Raw genomic sequence first — 15,354 nt, forward strand, 5'->3', positions numbered from 1 at the left:
TTAGGAATAGGTTGATCCGGATGACACAGTTCACGTTACACTACCAAATACGTAAACTACCTGCTCAAAATCTTTTTAGTTACAAATTCATTGAAAAAGAAATCCCTATAAATATTTCCAATAGGGATTTCGTTTGTACCTATGTACACTGTGTTATTATCCACAGAACCGATATGCTTAACATTGATGATATAGGATTTGCTTACTCGCACAAACATATCTTTTGGTAATTGGTCGTGGATAGTTTTGATATTCATTGCCGTAATTACTTTCTGATTTTCGGTGTGCATCACGACATAATCTTTTAAACCTTGAATAAAAAGTATGTTATTGAAATAGACCTTAAAAATTCTTCGGTCTGCTTTCACAAAGAAAAAATCGTCAGCTACCTGCTCAATATTGTTATCAGCATAATCCGCTTTGAATAATTTGGAGTAGGTGTGGGCTTTTTCAACAGCCTTTTGAAAACGCTCTAATTTTACGGGTTTTATCAGATAGTCAATCGCATCTACCTCGTAGCTGTCGGTAGCAAATTCAGAATAGGCGGTTGTGAAAATTATAAATGTTTCTTTCGGAATGGTTCGTGCAAATTCAATTCCATTAATTCCCGGCATTTGTATATCAAGAAAGATTAACTCAACGGTATTACTTTCCATAAAATTTGTGGCAGCCTTTGGGCTGTTGAACGAACCGATTAAATCTAAATCATCGGTTTGGTTAATCAACATTTCTATGGCTTCTCTTGCCAACGGTTCATCATCTATGATAATACAGTTCATAGTTTTGTAATTTAAATTATTATATAACGAAATAATCGTCTTGAGTATTTGAATTTTCTCTTTTTTCGACTTTGGAATAGGCTCTTGCCATATTAACCGCTTCTTTAAACCTATGCAATTTCGGACTAATTATAGTGTGAGGTTTAAATGCTTTGATTGCAGTTGAAAAAAAATCAGAAATAAAAATCACAAACGTTTTGTGTGGGATTGCCTTAATAAACTCATAACTCTTTCTTTCATCTATTTGAATATCAAAGAATACTAAATCCCCAGTATTTTGGGACAAATCTTGAAGCCTCAAATGTATTGCTAAACGATGCCACCAATGTTAGATTATCCGTTTGGTTAATCAACGTCTTGATTGCGTTTCTCGCCAATAGCTCATCACTTACTAGTATGCATGTCATAGTTTTATGGTTAAGGTTACGCAATACCTCTCCGGGTCATCTTCGATATTTAAACTATGTGCTGTCGGAAACAAAAGTTCCAGTCTTCGTTTGATATTTGTCAACCCCAAACCACCTGTATTATTAATGGATTTTAGCACAGGTTTGGAGTTGATACATTTAAAGAAAAGTTCATCGTTTCTTACATCGAAAAACAGGTTTACATACGATGATTTTGTTGCATCGTTGTTGTGCTTTACAGCATTTTCTACAAAGGAAATAAAAAGCAAAGGAGGAATTTGTACACCACTCAAATTACCCTCTTTGGAAATCAGAAAATCAAAGCTGTCACGCCTTACTTTTTCCAAATTCAGAAAGTCTTCCAAGAAATGAATATCGGAAGTCAACAATACTTTGTCTCTTGCGCTGTCATACAGTTGGTAACGTAGCAAATCACTCAACTTGATTAAAACCTGTGATGCTTTTTCAGGGTCTTTCTTGGTCAGGACATTGGCATTGTTTAGCATATTAAACAAAAAATGTGGGTTGATTTGGTTTTTCAATTGTTCCAATTCTGCATAAGTTTTAGACTGTTCCAGCTCGTAGATTAATTGCTTGTCCTTCATTCCCTTCTGAAACAGTTTTATGGAAGATGAAGCCGCTAACAGCAGCACAGTAAGAAAGGAAAAAAGTGGGATATTCAGCCCATTTTCTTTATTAAAAGGATTGAAAAAATAACCACAAATAGCCACTACAACAAGGATACTGACCACAGATAAGCAGTATTCTATATTTCTATTTTTGAACAAAAGCTTTGGCACTAGCACGTACATATTTATATAGAATAATACAATAAAATATACAAATACCACTATCGGATTGGCAATTACGGAAGTGCTGTTGTACAACACAGTACCTATAAAAACAATGAGTAGCAGATGCCGGAATATCCTGCGGTCAGGTGAAATAATGAAACGAAAAAGCACGTTTTCGCTAGTAAGCTGTTGATGGTTAAAATCATTCATTTATAAAATTGAAAAGAACAAAGCTAACATTATAAAGCTATGGTCTGACCTGCTTTTATACGAAAGTGTTCGCTTTTTATACGAAATCAGGAAGCACTATAAAAACGTTTAAAACAAGAAATATATTTTGTAGTGCCCCTACATACTTTGCTATAAAAGGTACCGCTTTTGGTATAATTAAAAAAAGCGGTTATCCAAAAGGAATAGTTTTGTGTCCAAATTTCTATTGTTAAATCGATTTTTAAAAGATGAGATACAAGTTCATTTATACACTACTGTTTGTAAGCATTTCATTCGCAGCTTACTCGCAGGAAAAATTCACATTGAGTGGAACAATTTTCGATGCTGGTAACAGCGAAACACTCATTGGGGTTAGCATCTACTTTCCTAAATTAAAGACGGGTGCAACTACCAATGAATATGGTTTCTACTCCATTACTGTTCCTAAAGGAGATTATACCATTGTAATCAGTTATGTCGGTTTTGAGAACATCGAGCAGCAGATTTCTCTGACAGGAAACACTAAATTGAATTTTGAGTTGGCGGAAAACAGCACTTCTTTGGATGAAGTTGTTGTCACGTCTAACCCATTAAAAACAAACATCCGAAAACCGGAAATGAGTGTAAACAAACTCCCTATTTCCACTATCAAGAAAATGCCTGCTATGATGGGAGAAGTAGACATCTTGAAATCTATTTTACAACTTCCGGGAGTAGCCAACGCACAGGAGGGAGCGACAGGGTTTAACGTCAGAGGCGGTTCAGTTGATGGGAATTTAGTATTGATGGATGAGGCAGTTGTATATAATACCTCGCACCTGTTCGGCTTCATCTCGGTTTTTAATGCAGATGTGATTAAAGACTTAAAGCTTTATAAAGGTGGAATACCCGCCAGTTTCGGCGGACGTACTTCTTCTGTTTTAGACATTTATCAAAAAGAGGGAAATAATAAGGAATTTCACGTCAATGGTGGAATAGGTGCTGTTTCCAGCCGATTATTGGTAGAGGGGCCAATTGTAAAAGAAAAAAGCTCTTTTGTAGTTGCAGGTCGTGGTTCTTACGCACATCTTTTTATGAAAATTGCAGGCGAACCCAATGCTGCTTCTTTCTATGATTTGAATGCCAAATTGAATTACAGACTGAACGACAAGAATAACATATTTCTATCAGGGTATTTAGGAAACGACAATATGAGTTTCAACAATTTTTTCATCAACAACTATGGAAATTCATTCCTTAATCTACGTTGGAACCATATTTTTTCTGATAAATTATTTTCCAACGCATCAGCTATTTACAGCAATTATGATTATGGACTGAAAATAAAGATGGTGGGGATTGATTGGAAATCAACGATTAAAAACTACAACTTTAAATACGACTTTAAACACTATTTATCGAACAAGCTGAATTTGAGTTATGGTGTCAATTCAATTTACTATCAGTTTAATCCCGGTACGATAAAACCGATGGATGCTACTTCACCGATTAATCCCTACCAGATTGCTCAAAAATATGCGTGGGAAAATGCGTTGTACGTCAGTGCCGAACACAATCTTTCGGATAAAATTTCATTGAATTATGGACTTAGATACAGCCGTTTTCTAAGATTAGGCGAACAAGAAGTGAATGTTTATGCCAATAATCAGGCAGTAGTCTTTAATCCCGAATTACAGATTTACGAAGAGGGAATGCCAACAGGTACTATAAATTACGGTAAGAATAAGAAAATTGTTGATTTTGGCAATTTAGAGCCTCGCTTAGCGATTTCTTATGCTATTAACGATGACCAATCTGTCAAAGCGAGTTATAACCGAATGAGCCAATATATACATTTAATTTCCAACACGGCTTCCGTTTCTCCGCTTGATATCTGGGCTCCAAGCGACCAGTATTTGAAGCCTCAGGTTTTAGACCAGTATGCGTTAGGATATTTTCGGAATTTCCGCTATGGGGATTATTCTTTGGAAGCAGAAACATTCTATAAGAATATTAAAAATAAAGCCGATTATATTGACGGAGCCGAATTGATTGCACACAAAGCCATTGAACAGGTATTGCTTAACGGAGAAGCACGAGCCTACGGGTTGGAACTGATGCTAAAGAAAAATACAGGAAAGCTAACTGGATGGCTTTCTTATACACTTTCAAGAGCAGAACAGCGTACACCGGGAAGAAATGCAGACGAGTCGGGCATTAACAACGGCGAATGGTATCGCGCCAATTACGATAAAACACACAACTTTTCACTTACAGCTGCCTATCAACTGACGAAAAAATGGAGTTTTGGCGGTATTTTCACCTACCAGACAGGGAAAGCTGCGACCTATCCCATCGGCAAATATCAGTATCAGGGAATTACGATTGCGAATTACGGAGAGCGAAATCTTAACTCGCTTCCAGCTTACCATCATTTGGACTTATCGGCAACGTGGACACCAAAACCTGACAGCAAAAAAAGGTGGAAAAGTGAATGGGTGTTCAGTATTTACAATGTTTACAATAGAAGCAACGCCGCATCTATTATGTTTGAGCAAAACAGAGAAACAGGGTTGAGCGAAGCGAAGAGGATATCGATTTTCGGTATCATACCGGGGGTGACTTACAATTTCAGATTTTAATTCTAATAATATAAAAAATGAAAAATACACTTAAATACCTGATTGTTTCATTCGGTTTTTTTCTTCTTTCTTGCACAAAAGTAGTGGAAGTGGATTTAGAAACAACAGAACCGAAATTGGTAATTGACGCATCGATTGATTGGGTAAAGGGTACGACAGGCAATGAGCAGAAAATCAAACTCTCCACCACAACCGGATATTACAGTACGATATTTCCAACACTTTCAGGAGCCAATATAGTTATTACAAATTCAGCAAATAATGTTTTTAGTTTTATAGAAAATCCCGGTACGGGAGAATATATCTGCTCCAATTTCCATCCGGTTATCGGGGAAACCTATACATTAAAAGTAGTTTTAAATGGGGAGATTTATACCGCAACCGAAACTTGTATAGGAGTGCCGAATATTGAAAATAATATTGAACAAAATAATACCGGTGGATTTGGAGGTGATAATGTGGAAATCAAGTACTACTATCAGGATAATGGCAATGAGGAAAATTACTATCTACACCGTATTTTATCGCCTGTATCAACGTTTCCGGATTATAAACCCAAAAATGACGAGAATAGTCAAGGCAACCTAATGCAGGAATACTTTTCTGACAAAGAGCTGAAAGCCGGAGATATGATAAACATAAGGCTGTATGGAATTTCCAAGAGATTTTATGATTACTTCAGAAAATTGTTAGCAGCATCTGGGACTGGTTCTGGCCCGTTTCAAACAACACCCGGTTCGGTGAGAGGAAATATCATCAATCAGACCCATTTCGCAAATTTTGCTTATGGATATTTCAGATTGTCAGAAGTGGACGTAAAGGACTATACTATACAGTAATTAATCGGGGGCAAAGATATTGTATATATTTAGCCCCCTCAATCAACAGTATGAAATATGGGCGACCTAATCCAAGAAGTATTAATTTTTAGAACAAATGTTAACACTCAAAAGGTAATCGAGAAGATAAAACCGTTACTCGACGGACATTTCGTTATTTCAAAATGTCAATCAGTAGGCGTTGGCGGAAAATAATACCACTACTTCACCTTATAAACATTGGTTTTCTTTTTAGTGGGGTGAGGCCAATAATGAATGTGCTCGGACTCCTGAAGGGTTTTGGAAAGGTTAGTCAATTCGATTTTAGGGTAGTATTTCCTAATAATTCTCTTTATTTCTTTTACTTCCACCCCTGACGTAGATGCAAATTCATCATCGTTTACGAGTATATTTTCTACTATAAATGGGAGGGAGGGTTCGTCATTGAGGAGTTTGCTGTATTCTGGACTTTTAGCATGCTTCTTTTGAAGTGTTTCTCGTAAATCAGCAGGAACAGCTTGTAGCTCTGTTGTGAATTTCCTGAAATCTGCAACAAAAAAGTCACATGCTTTTTGAACCGTGTTAGGGTCGAATTCATAATTCTTTTTTTTAGAGAATACGTATTCTAGCCACCTTTTTGAGATATCTAACAAGTTGGCGAATGCCTCCATTGTTAACCCACTTTGCTTGAAGTAATTTTGGATGTTTGTTGCCGTTATTCTAGCGTTATAGGCTTTCATAACAACAAAAGAATATTTAAAATGAATTAATAATCCGCAAATAAATTCTTTTTTTTAATTTATATTTTTATATTTGCGAGTAAGTAATGTTTAATAAAAAGGTAGAGTAAAGAAGAAATAGTAATTATTTAAAGACGATAAAATATAAACGAACCCTCGCAATAGAAATCCGCTAAATTTCACCATGCGAGTGTGAGTAATGCGCTTTAACTCCTATCTTTGGGAGGTACCAAGATATTTCCTAGGGTACGGGTTGGCGCTTACTTCATCACGCATGGTAGTCGGTCTAGCACTGATGAAGCTGAAAGTTGGCCCTAGGCGACGAGTAGGCGGGCCCTAGCGGAGCCTCTGTTGCACAGATAAGTAGGCAGTCAGCCCATCTTTAATCTTTCGGGTTCGTTGAAATATTACGAATCATGAATACGATTAAAGAATTAAAGCACGAACGACCATTACAGATTTGTAGTGGTACTCGTGCTTTTCTTGTTTTATTGCGTTTTTTTTCAAAAAAACTGCTACTAAAGAATATCATTAATAGTCCTGTCTAGGAATAGCTGGAACCACTGACTAGTTGCTCCAATAGGTGGATTTGGTGCTTTTTTGTGCTAAACACCATCACAATGACATGATTTTTTCAAGCAAAGGCAACTACTCGCAACAGCATTAGGACCCAATTATTTCGGCAAACATGATTAAACTAAATGAAACGATTTTTACGCATAGGGGAGGGGTATGCTCTTTCCAAACATAAACTTAAACACACTTATATACGATATTTCAGCCTGTTGGCTGTAGCAACGATCATGTGTTTGTATGCCCACGCACAGCGCCCCGAGCCTTCGGGGCCTGTGTTGTCGGGCGTTGTTGCCGATACCGCGGGCAGCCCAATACCCGGCGTCACGATCGCGGTAAAGAGCAGTTCCATGAAGACAACCAGCGGCCGTGACGGCGGGTTCACACTGCAAGCTCCCCAGCAAAACGGTACGCTCATTATCTCCTACATCGGCCATGAAACCATCGAAGAAAAGTTTGGTGATGGCAATACCGGCCCATACCGCTTCACGCTAGTGCTAAGCGAAAACCTGCTGGAAGAGGTAGAAGTGAGCACTGGCTACCAGACCATCCCTAAAGAACGGGCTACGGGTAGTTTCGTACAGATCGATAACGAATTGCTGAATAGGAGCATATCCACCAATATCTTGGAGCGATTGGATGGCATTACCAGCGGTGTGGTATTCAATCGTAACGATGTGCTTTTTGGAACGCAGATACAGGTACGGGGGCTGAGCGGCCTGCAAAATTCCCGCTTAAGCCCGTTGATTGTAGTGGATAACTTTCCCTTCGAAGGCGATATATCCAGCATCAATCCAAACGATGTGGAGAGCATCACCATTCTGAAGGATGCCGCTGCCGCTTCGATATGGGGGGCAAGGGCAGGAAACGGCGTGATCGTCATCACCACCAAAAAGGGTATCCCTGATGCCAAACCCGTAATCTCCATAAACTCCAACATTACCCTCGCCGAAAGGCCGGATCTGTTTGCAATCCCACAACTACCAGCCGCGGAATACATCGGTATGGAAACGATGCTGTTCGAAAGCGGAGCCTTTAATGCCGATATCAACAGGGCAACCAAGCCTCCGCTCTCGCCCGTTGTTGAGCTGCTGCTGCGTCAACGCAATGGCGATATCGACGAGGCAGCCGTTGCCGCCGAGTTGCAACGGCTAAGCCTTTTGGATAGCCGGGATGATTTCAGCCGGTATCTCTATCGGCAAACGGTAAACCAGCAGCATGCCATGAATATACGGGGCGGTGCAGACCGTATGCGCTACGCGTTTTCATTGGGGTATGACAACAACCTGCCTTCGCTGAGAGGCAATAGCTATGAACGGATCAGCGCTACCACAAACACCACCATGGAAGTTGCGAAAAACATCTCCCTGCGGGCCAATATCAATTATTCGGTGGCAAACACCGCGGGGAACAGCCCCGGTGGATATGGGGATATCGCACTCGGCAGCAGGGACCTGCCGCCATACATGCGTTTGGCGGGCGAAAATGGGGAGCACCTGTCCATAGCTTCCAAGTACAGCGAAAATTATACGGATACGGCTGGGAGGGGGCTGCTGCTAGATTGGAAATACCGCCCGCTGGACGAATTGGCCAATAATGATAATACATCAAACGCCAAAACGCTGATCGGAGGGCTGGGGGTTCTCTATAAAGTAACCCCGTTCCTCAGCCTTGACGCCAAATACCAGTACCAGCATGCGGCATCGTCAACAAGGAACAACAACAGCATCCACACGTTCCGGGCACGCGATGCAATCAACCGGTTTTCGCAGATCAACGGGGGCGATGTGACCTATGCGGTACCGCTGGGTGGCCTTCTGGAAACGGCCGGTGCAGACCGCGAGGCCCATTCATTCAGGGGGCAGGTAAACGTGGATAAGCAGTGGGGTATCGGCCATGCCCTCAACGCGATAGCGGGCGGCGAGGTGCGGCAGGTGCGCAACCGGTCAAACACCGGGTTGATATATGGGTATGACGATAGGCTGAACATCGCAACGGTCAACCATACGCAACCGTTCCGCACCATGCTGGGAACCAATGAATACATACCGCAGGGAAACAACATGGAAAGCCTGCTTGACCGCTTCGTTTCCGTTTATGCAAACGCAGCCTACGCGTATGCAAACCGTTATACCGTCTCTGCCAGTATCCGCAAGGATGCATCAAACATATTCGGCGTGAAGGCAAACGAAAAGGGAACCCCATTATGGTCGCTCGGTACGGGCTGGACGGTTTCAAATGAGCGCTTCTATCAAGCACCCTGGCTGCCCTACCTCAAAATGCGGGCAACCTACGGTAAAAGTGGCAACATCAACCCCTTCCGTTCGGCACTTACCACCATCATGCTTTGGCCGGCTTCGCTTAATACCGTCACCAATCTGCCCAACGCGAGCATCCAGAACCACCCCAATCCCAACCTCCGGTGGGAGAGAATCAGTACATTCAATATCGGGGTTGATTTCGCATCGGCAGGAAACAGGCTGCGGGGCAGCGCGGAATACTACTCGAAAAATTCGGTCGATGTCTACGGGGCCGAACGGCTCGACCCGACTACGGGTATCGTATCCATGATAACCAACTCGGCATCGCTGAAAGGCAAGGGGATTGATGTTGTGTTGCACAGTGACAACATCCGTTTGCCGATGTTCGGCTGGCAGACCAGCTTTTTGTTCAACTACGTGTATAACGAGGTAACGGCGTATCTGGGTACGTTCAACGACGATGGGTTCGTGAGCAACGGCAATACCATCCAACCGTTGGTAGGAAAGCACCCGTACGCGATTGTGAGCTATCGCTGGGCCGGGCTGGACCCGGCTACGGGCAACCTGCAGGGATTTATAGCAGGGGTGCCGAGCACGGACTATAATGCGCTGACCAGGCTGCCGATTACCGAGCAGGTGCTGCATGGGGCATCCACGCCACCGCATTTTGGCAACCTGCTGAATACCTTCCGCTATGGGGATGTCGAACTGTCTGCGAATGTCACCTACCGGCTTGGGCACTATTACAGGCGTAATAGCCTTTCTTATAACGACGTGTTCGTAAGGGGAAGGGTGCATCCGGAATTTATGCTCCGCTGGCAACAACCGGGCGACGAGCAGCACACGAATGTGCCCTCGATGATCTATCCCAACCCGTCGACAAACCGGGATCGGTTTTACAACAGTGCTGATATCAATGTGGAAAATGCGGGCAGCATCCGGCTGGCCGACGTGAGGCTTAATTACCGGCTCCGGAAAAGATGGTTGGATACGCTGAAGATGGATAACCTCATGTTCTACGGATACGTCAGCAACCTGAATCTGATGATCTGGAAAGGAAACAGGGAATCGCTCGATCCTGAATACACAAGCGGGTTGTTGCCGCCAAGAAGCATCGCATTCGGTTTTACCGCCAGTTTTTAGCCATCAAACGTATAAATGAAATGAAAAGAACAATCAACATATTAACGCTGCTTACCGTCGCGGCCATGGCATGTGCATTGCAGTCGTGCGAGCGCTACCTGGATGCCAAACCGAACGCTAAGCTGACCACGCCATCGAGCCTACAGGATTTGCAGTACATGCTGGATGATTACAGCAATATCAACAATGTAGGCTATCCGGCTACGAGCGAGGTGCTCTCGGATAATTATTACCTGTCTGACCAGGATTGGACCTCGTTATCTAATCTGTATGACCGCAACAATTACCTGTGGATAGCGGATGATACCGATGCGAGTGCCTATACAAGACCCTATATGGTGGTGTATATCGCCAATGTGGTATTGGAACAGCTGCCAAACATTCCCTACCAATCGGCGGAAACGAGTCAGTTCAACCAGATCAAGGGCAGCGCACTTTTCCTGAGGGCGGCTCTTCACTATGCAGTGGCGCAGCTCTACGGGCAGCCTTACGATGCAAATAATGAACAGGTAGGGGCGGGTATCGCGCTGCGGTATACTGCGGACTATAAGGATCCCGTGGTCCGTTCCTCCGTCAAAGAAACCTATGCAAGCATGATCAGCGATCTCAAGGAAGCAGCCCGATTGCTGCCGGTGGTGCCGCTGGTCAAAAGCCGGCCCAGCAAACCCGCCGCTTTCGGGTGGCTTGCAAGGGCGTACCTCGCCATGAACGATTTCGAAAATGCGGGGGCGTATGCAGATTCATGCCTGCAATTGTACGACTCGCTGATGGATTTCAATGCGTTGGATGCGTCCGCAAACGCGCCGATATCCCGGTTCAACGAGGAGGTGATTTTTCATGCCAGGGGCACGGTAAACGCAGCACTGCATCCATCGCGGGCCAAAATTGACACCAATTTATATCAATCCTATGCGGATGACGACCTAAGGAAGATCGTCTACTTCAAGGAAAATGCCGATGGATCCCATGCGTTCAAGGGGGATTATGATGGAAGTGGTGTGAGCACCGGGTATGTGTTCGGCGGGATAGCCACCGATGAAATATACTTAGTCCGGGCGGAAGCCCAGGCCCGGAGTGGCAATACGGAAGCGGCAATGGAAGACCTCAATGTGCTGCTGGCTTCCCGGTTTGATCACGGGGCCTTTGTGCCGCTTACTGCCACAGATGCCGAAGAAGCCCTTGCGCTCATTCTTGGCGAACGGCGCAAGGAACTGCTCTTCCGGGGTACGCGCTGGACAGACTTGAGGCGGCTCAGGAATGACCCCCGGTTTTTCACCGCGCCGAAAAGAACAATGGATGGCAATGGCTATGAATTGCCCGCCGAAAGCCCAAGGTTTACCCTGCTTATTCCGCACGATGTGATTACGATAAATAACATGCCCCAAAACCCCTGATATGATGAAGAATTTGATAATCAGGATTGGGCTTATCGGACTGTCGGTCTTATTGATCTGCCATCCGACAAGTGTGTACAGTCAGGTAAAGGCGCTTGCGATAGGGGATACGCTGAGCGAAATGACCGTTGGCCCGTTGGTCAATGGAAATGGCAACAGTATCCCGCTCGGCAAATCAGATCACGGGAAAGCGGTATTAATTGATTTTTGGTCTACGTGGTGCAGCAGCTGCATAGCGGCATTTCCGAAGTTGCAGAAACTGCAGGAAGAGTTTGGCGACAAGCTGTTGATCGTGCCGGTAACCAGGCAGGATTCAGCGACGATTGCCGCATTCTGGCGGAAAAACAAGTTTACCAAGGAGCTATCGTTGCCTACCGTGATCCAAGATACCTTATTGCACCGGTATTTCCCCCATCGGGGTGTGCCCCATGTGGTCTGGCTGGACCGTGATCTGGTCGTCAGGGCCATCACGAATACCGATTACGTAACTGCGGAGAACATCCAAAAAATCATAGACAACAAGGAAGTGGACTGGATTGACAAAAGCGCGGTAATCGAGTATGACTTCTCCAAACCGCTGATGGAGCGCACGCATATGGAAACACACGCTTTCCCACATTTCTACGCCACCATAACGGGAGCGTTGAAAGGCACCGGATATTTTTCCCTGGATGAAAAGGACTCGGTCAATCAAACCGGTCGCATCCTTTACATCAATTCGCCCATTGTCCAATTGTATACCAAAGCCGTTCAGGGTAAGCATCCGGAACTCTCTTATCCAACAAGACAGCTTATCCTGGTCAGGGATTCGCTGAGGTTTGTATATGACGACGCGAGTATGTACTACAACGAATGGCTGGCCAACTATTCGTATTGCTATGAAGTGTTGTACCCCTTAGCAGGATCCGCAGATGAAGTGATGGAGAATATGCGCTTGGATCTCAATAGATTTTTGGCGTTAAATGGGAGGGTGGAGCGGAAAGCTATGGCGTGTCTGGAACTGGTTAAGACAGATCGTCCGCGTATGCCCATACCGGGCAATACCCGGCAAGATGAGGGAGATAGCACGGCTTATACCTATTCCATTAAATCAATTGTGAGAAGCCTCAATCTGAACCGGCAAAATCCACCGGTGCTATTGGGTGACGGGATTGACGGTAAATCAGTTATCGCGAGCAAACTGACCTATGCAACGCTTCGTGATATCGATTCGGTTAGGCTTGAGGTGCGGAAGTACGGGTACGAGCTGAAAGAAACGACGAGGCAATTGGATATGCTGGTGATCGAAGAGCGGTAACTTAAAACAACATCAGCACAGCGACGTGAAAGGGGCGTCGCTGTGCTGATGTCCGTCCAGATCGGCTAATTTTTCTGTTTCACCAGACTTTGGTTTGCCGGACCAGTTTCAGCGGTCTGTATTTCCGTAATAAGCGCCGCATCATAGGTCTGCATCGGGTCTAACCTCGGATGCTGGTTGCCGGTATCGGGGAACGCATTGATGGCACATACGCCCTCGTCACCCTCGCAAAGGCTTTCTTCCTCTCCGGGGTCAGCCGGACGGTAGCTATCAGGGTCAAGCGGTTCACTCTCGTTGACCAGTATAAACCACTGGGGGGCCAGCATTGCCGCTTGTTTAACCATTGGTTTAACGCTTTCCTTTATCACCGGCAAGCCCTTCACCCAATTCGGGTCCACCTTCGTGATTGCGGCTACAACCGCTTCCAAACTAACATTCACCGCTTCCAATTGGGCCTTCTCGATGGTTGGGCCTACGGTTGTTTCCGTGGCATAAGACATCATGCTTATCCCACCTGCCAATGCACCGAACAATACCGCTTTTCGGGCCTGTCCGGCGACTTTCTTGAGTATTTTGGTTATTGCTTTCATAACCTTAAAGGCATTTAGTTATACGGAAATGCTTACCGTTTTAAGTTTTAAAATAAATATTGGTTAGTCGGTCAACGGCTGACCACGCCGCGGATGCGCCGGTATCTGGAGCGGAGACATCCGAAATGCTTTCCCCACGGCCCTGCGCCGGAACAAAGCATATCTTCGGTCATGAACGGATTCATGGAACGCTCCGTAGGGAAGGGCGGGTGTCCGATAAACCATACCGCGGGACATGCATATGAACCGGATGATCAACCGGATATAGCGTAAGGCAATCCGGGTGGTTTGCGCCAATTGTCCACGCTTGCGTTTCAGGTACTCCCTGTACAGTTGCGCTTTCCACCGCTTTACCTTCACCCGTATCCGTTTGGACCAAACCACCCAGGTCTGTCCCCCCTCGCCATATCGTGTGTTTGGATGTATTGCTTCCTTCATGAAAGCAAAAATAGCCCATTAACGGCCAGTCGGTTTGCTACTTTGTAAACCCTGGCTATTGCTATTTTGTAAAGTGGGCTATAGAAAATGGAAAAGGTATCATGCACAAGAACACCGGTAAGCTCGCTCTGGAAACTGCGCCGGACACGGAATCCGATATGTCAGCGAGGCAAAGAATCTCGTGATCGTACGGCTAGGACATAAAGTGAATGCCAATTGGTTTAACGTGTTCGTAAACCCGGCGAAGGGGTATTGAAGAATAGGATTACCAAAGTAGGTTTACTTCGTATTGTGGGAATTTTTTACAGCCATCTCCCAGTAGGTAGCTAAACTGACAAAACAATGATTTTCGGGAAGTTCGATCAATGACCGCGTCTTTGCGGGTAGCCTGCGGCTATCGGTGATGTACCAGATCAGTGCATGAGTATCCAGCAGAAGATTCATTTGGTATAATCTTCGAATCCTGGAAGGGGGGCGTCAAAATTTGATTTCATCACAATCAATCCTTTGGCCTTACCTGCAACCCTTGGTTTGGCTTTGTTTTTTTTACTTTTCGATTTATACACAAGAAAATCAATGAAATCAGCAACCTCACCCTTAAGCGACGAAGGGAGGTTTGATAGCTTGGTGTATAGTTGCACGTCTGACATGGAACCCGTTTTATTATGACAAAAATAGTCTAAAAATCGTTAATGTGCAACTCTATTTGGTTCCTTGAATCGTTGGTGCCTCCTTCGTCTCCCTTGCCTCGCTGGGCGACATACCATAATAGCCTTTGAACTGATGGTTGAAGGAAGTCTGCTCGGTATAGCCCAGCCTGTACGCCACGGCGGCCGGGGGTAGCCGCTCATCACGCAACAGCCTTAGTGCTGCCTCCATGACCGCGTCCGTGATGTAGGCTTTGATGGATTGGCCCTTAGACTTGTGGAAGCGGCGGTGCAGCAGCTGGCGAGACTTGCCAAGGTCGGTAGCTAGCTTGTCTACTGATGGATAGCGCTGGGCTTTGAGCTGCTGCCGTACGCCCTGCTCGATAGCTTCAATGAGCGTGTTCGGGTGTTGTTCCGGTGCGTTCCGCCGCTCATGGGTTGCTGTAGGGAGCGCGTATCGAAGCCGGTGCAATTCATGGAGCTGCACAACATACCCGTCGATGGCATGGTCAAGCTTCATGCCCTCCATGAATGGAAGGTTTAACAGGCCAACCACGGTAATGCGCATTTGGTCGTCCATCCGATGGGCCTTGGATGTACGGCAGCGGTGATTTTTTGTGCGCAGGCGTTCCAATAGTTCTT

At 44.8% G+C, this 15,354-nt stretch carries 13 protein-coding genes; 5 read left to right on the forward strand and 8 right to left on the reverse strand.

Features of this window, described 5'->3' with window-relative positions:
- Positions 1-56 precede the first annotated feature (56 nt).
- The 3 genes from NF543_RS24350 to NF543_RS24360 all read right to left on the reverse strand — a co-directional run bounded on the left by NF543_RS24350 (position 57) and on the right by NF543_RS24360 (position 2,190).
- A complete protein-coding gene (locus tag NF543_RS24350; RefSeq protein ID WP_257670792.1) occupies positions 57-779 on the reverse strand; it encodes a LytR/AlgR family response regulator transcription factor in 723 nt (240 codons plus the stop codon).
- A 19-nt stretch (positions 780-798) separates the two neighbouring features.
- A complete protein-coding gene (locus NF543_RS24355) occupies positions 799-1,080 on the reverse strand; it encodes a response regulator (protein WP_257670791.1) in 282 nt (93 codons plus the stop codon).
- A 102-nt stretch (positions 1,081-1,182) separates the two neighbouring features.
- On the reverse strand, positions 1,183-2,190 hold the full coding sequence (locus NF543_RS24360; RefSeq protein ID WP_257670790.1) for a sensor histidine kinase: 1,008 nt from the start codon (positions 2,188-2,190) through the stop codon (positions 1,183-1,185).
- Positions 2,191-2,438: 248 nt separating this feature from the next.
- Here NF543_RS24360 and NF543_RS24365 point away from each other — a divergent pair, with 248 nt between their 5' ends.
- Positions 2,439-4,811: a TonB-dependent receptor gene (locus NF543_RS24365; RefSeq protein WP_257670789.1), complete on the forward strand. Its 2,373-nt coding sequence runs from the start codon at positions 2,439-2,441 to the stop codon at positions 4,809-4,811.
- 17 nt (positions 4,812-4,828) lie between these two features.
- Positions 4,829-5,650 carry a DUF4249 family protein gene (locus tag NF543_RS24370; RefSeq protein WP_257670788.1) on the forward strand — a complete coding sequence of 274 codons (822 nt, stop codon included), beginning with the start codon at positions 4,829-4,831 and terminating at the stop codon, positions 5,648-5,650.
- A gap of 200 nt (positions 5,651-5,850) precedes the next feature.
- Here NF543_RS24370 and NF543_RS24375 read toward each other — a convergent pair whose 3' ends face one another.
- On the reverse strand, positions 5,851-6,369 hold the full coding sequence (locus NF543_RS24375; protein WP_257670787.1) for a hypothetical protein: 519 nt from the start codon (positions 6,367-6,369) through the stop codon (positions 5,851-5,853).
- A gap of 701 nt (positions 6,370-7,070) precedes the next feature.
- Between NF543_RS24375 and NF543_RS24380 the strand changes: the two genes are divergently transcribed.
- From NF543_RS24380 to NF543_RS24390, 3 genes are read left to right on the forward strand one after another with little or no spacing between them, the layout of a single operon-like run.
- Positions 7,071-10,346 (forward strand): SusC/RagA family TonB-linked outer membrane protein, encoded by a 3,276-nt coding sequence (locus NF543_RS24380; protein WP_257670786.1) that lies wholly within the window; start codon positions 7,071-7,073, stop codon positions 10,344-10,346.
- A gap of 20 nt (positions 10,347-10,366) precedes the next feature.
- On the forward strand, positions 10,367-11,740 hold the full coding sequence (locus NF543_RS24385) for a RagB/SusD family nutrient uptake outer membrane protein (RefSeq protein ID WP_257670785.1): 1,374 nt from the start codon (positions 10,367-10,369) through the stop codon (positions 11,738-11,740).
- Positions 11,741-11,744: 4 nt separating this feature from the next.
- Positions 11,745-13,037, forward strand: a complete 1,293-nt coding sequence (locus tag NF543_RS24390) for a TlpA family protein disulfide reductase (RefSeq protein ID WP_257670784.1) — start codon at positions 11,745-11,747, stop codon at positions 13,035-13,037.
- A 65-nt stretch (positions 13,038-13,102) separates the two neighbouring features.
- Here the strand turns inward: NF543_RS24390 and NF543_RS24395 are convergent, their stop codons facing one another.
- The 4 genes from NF543_RS24395 to NF543_RS24410 all read right to left on the reverse strand — a co-directional run.
- Positions 13,103-13,627: a hypothetical protein gene (locus NF543_RS24395; protein ID WP_257670783.1), complete on the reverse strand. Its 525-nt coding sequence runs from the start codon at positions 13,625-13,627 to the stop codon at positions 13,103-13,105.
- A gap of 63 nt (positions 13,628-13,690) precedes the next feature.
- Positions 13,691-14,065, reverse strand: a complete 375-nt coding sequence (locus NF543_RS24400) for a hypothetical protein (protein ID WP_257670782.1) — start codon at positions 14,063-14,065, stop codon at positions 13,691-13,693.
- 440 nt (positions 14,066-14,505) lie between these two features.
- Positions 14,506-14,715 carry a type II toxin-antitoxin system VapB family antitoxin gene (gene vapB / locus NF543_RS24405; RefSeq protein WP_257670781.1) on the reverse strand — a complete coding sequence of 70 codons (210 nt, stop codon included), beginning with the start codon at positions 14,713-14,715 and terminating at the stop codon, positions 14,506-14,508.
- Between the two features lie 52 nt (positions 14,716-14,767).
- On the reverse strand, positions 14,768-15,354 hold a 587-nt coding region (locus NF543_RS24410), incomplete at its 5' end, for a helix-turn-helix transcriptional regulator (protein ID WP_257670780.1).

It is taken from the genome of Parapedobacter tibetensis (assembly GCF_024704835.1).
In the GTDB taxonomy this organism is placed as follows: domain Bacteria; phylum Bacteroidota; class Bacteroidia; order Sphingobacteriales; family Sphingobacteriaceae; genus Parapedobacter; species Parapedobacter tibetensis.

Excerpts from the sequence above, each read along its gene's own strand:
- NF543_RS24380 (WP_257670786.1), top strand. The coding sequence starts at position 7,071 with ATGAAACGATTTTTACGCATAGGGGAGGGGTATGCTCTTTCCAAACAT.
- NF543_RS24370 (WP_257670788.1), top strand. The coding sequence starts at position 4,829 with ATGAAAAATACACTTAAATACCTGATTGTTTCATTCGGTTTTTTTCTT.
- NF543_RS24395 (WP_257670783.1), bottom strand. The coding sequence starts at position 13,627 with ATGAAAGCAATAACCAAAATACTCAAGAAAGTCGCCGGACAGGCCCGA.
- NF543_RS24375 (WP_257670787.1), bottom strand. The coding sequence starts at position 6,369 with ATGAAAGCCTATAACGCTAGAATAACGGCAACAAACATCCAAAATTAC.
- NF543_RS24350 (WP_257670792.1), bottom strand. The coding sequence starts at position 779 with ATGAACTGTATTATCATAGATGATGAACCGTTGGCAAGAGAAGCCATA.
- NF543_RS24390 (WP_257670784.1), top strand. The coding sequence starts at position 11,745 with ATGAAGAATTTGATAATCAGGATTGGGCTTATCGGACTGTCGGTCTTA.
- NF543_RS24360 (WP_257670790.1), bottom strand. The coding sequence starts at position 2,190 with ATGAATGATTTTAACCATCAACAGCTTACTAGCGAAAACGTGCTTTTT.
- NF543_RS24400 (WP_257670782.1), bottom strand. The coding sequence starts at position 14,065 with ATGAAGGAAGCAATACATCCAAACACACGATATGGCGAGGGGGGACAG.
- NF543_RS24385 (WP_257670785.1), top strand. The coding sequence starts at position 10,367 with ATGAAAAGAACAATCAACATATTAACGCTGCTTACCGTCGCGGCCATG.
- NF543_RS24365 (WP_257670789.1), top strand. The coding sequence starts at position 2,439 with ATGAGATACAAGTTCATTTATACACTACTGTTTGTAAGCATTTCATTC.
- vapB (WP_257670781.1), bottom strand. The coding sequence starts at position 14,715 with ATGTCAGACGTGCAACTATACACCAAGCTATCAAACCTCCCTTCGTCG.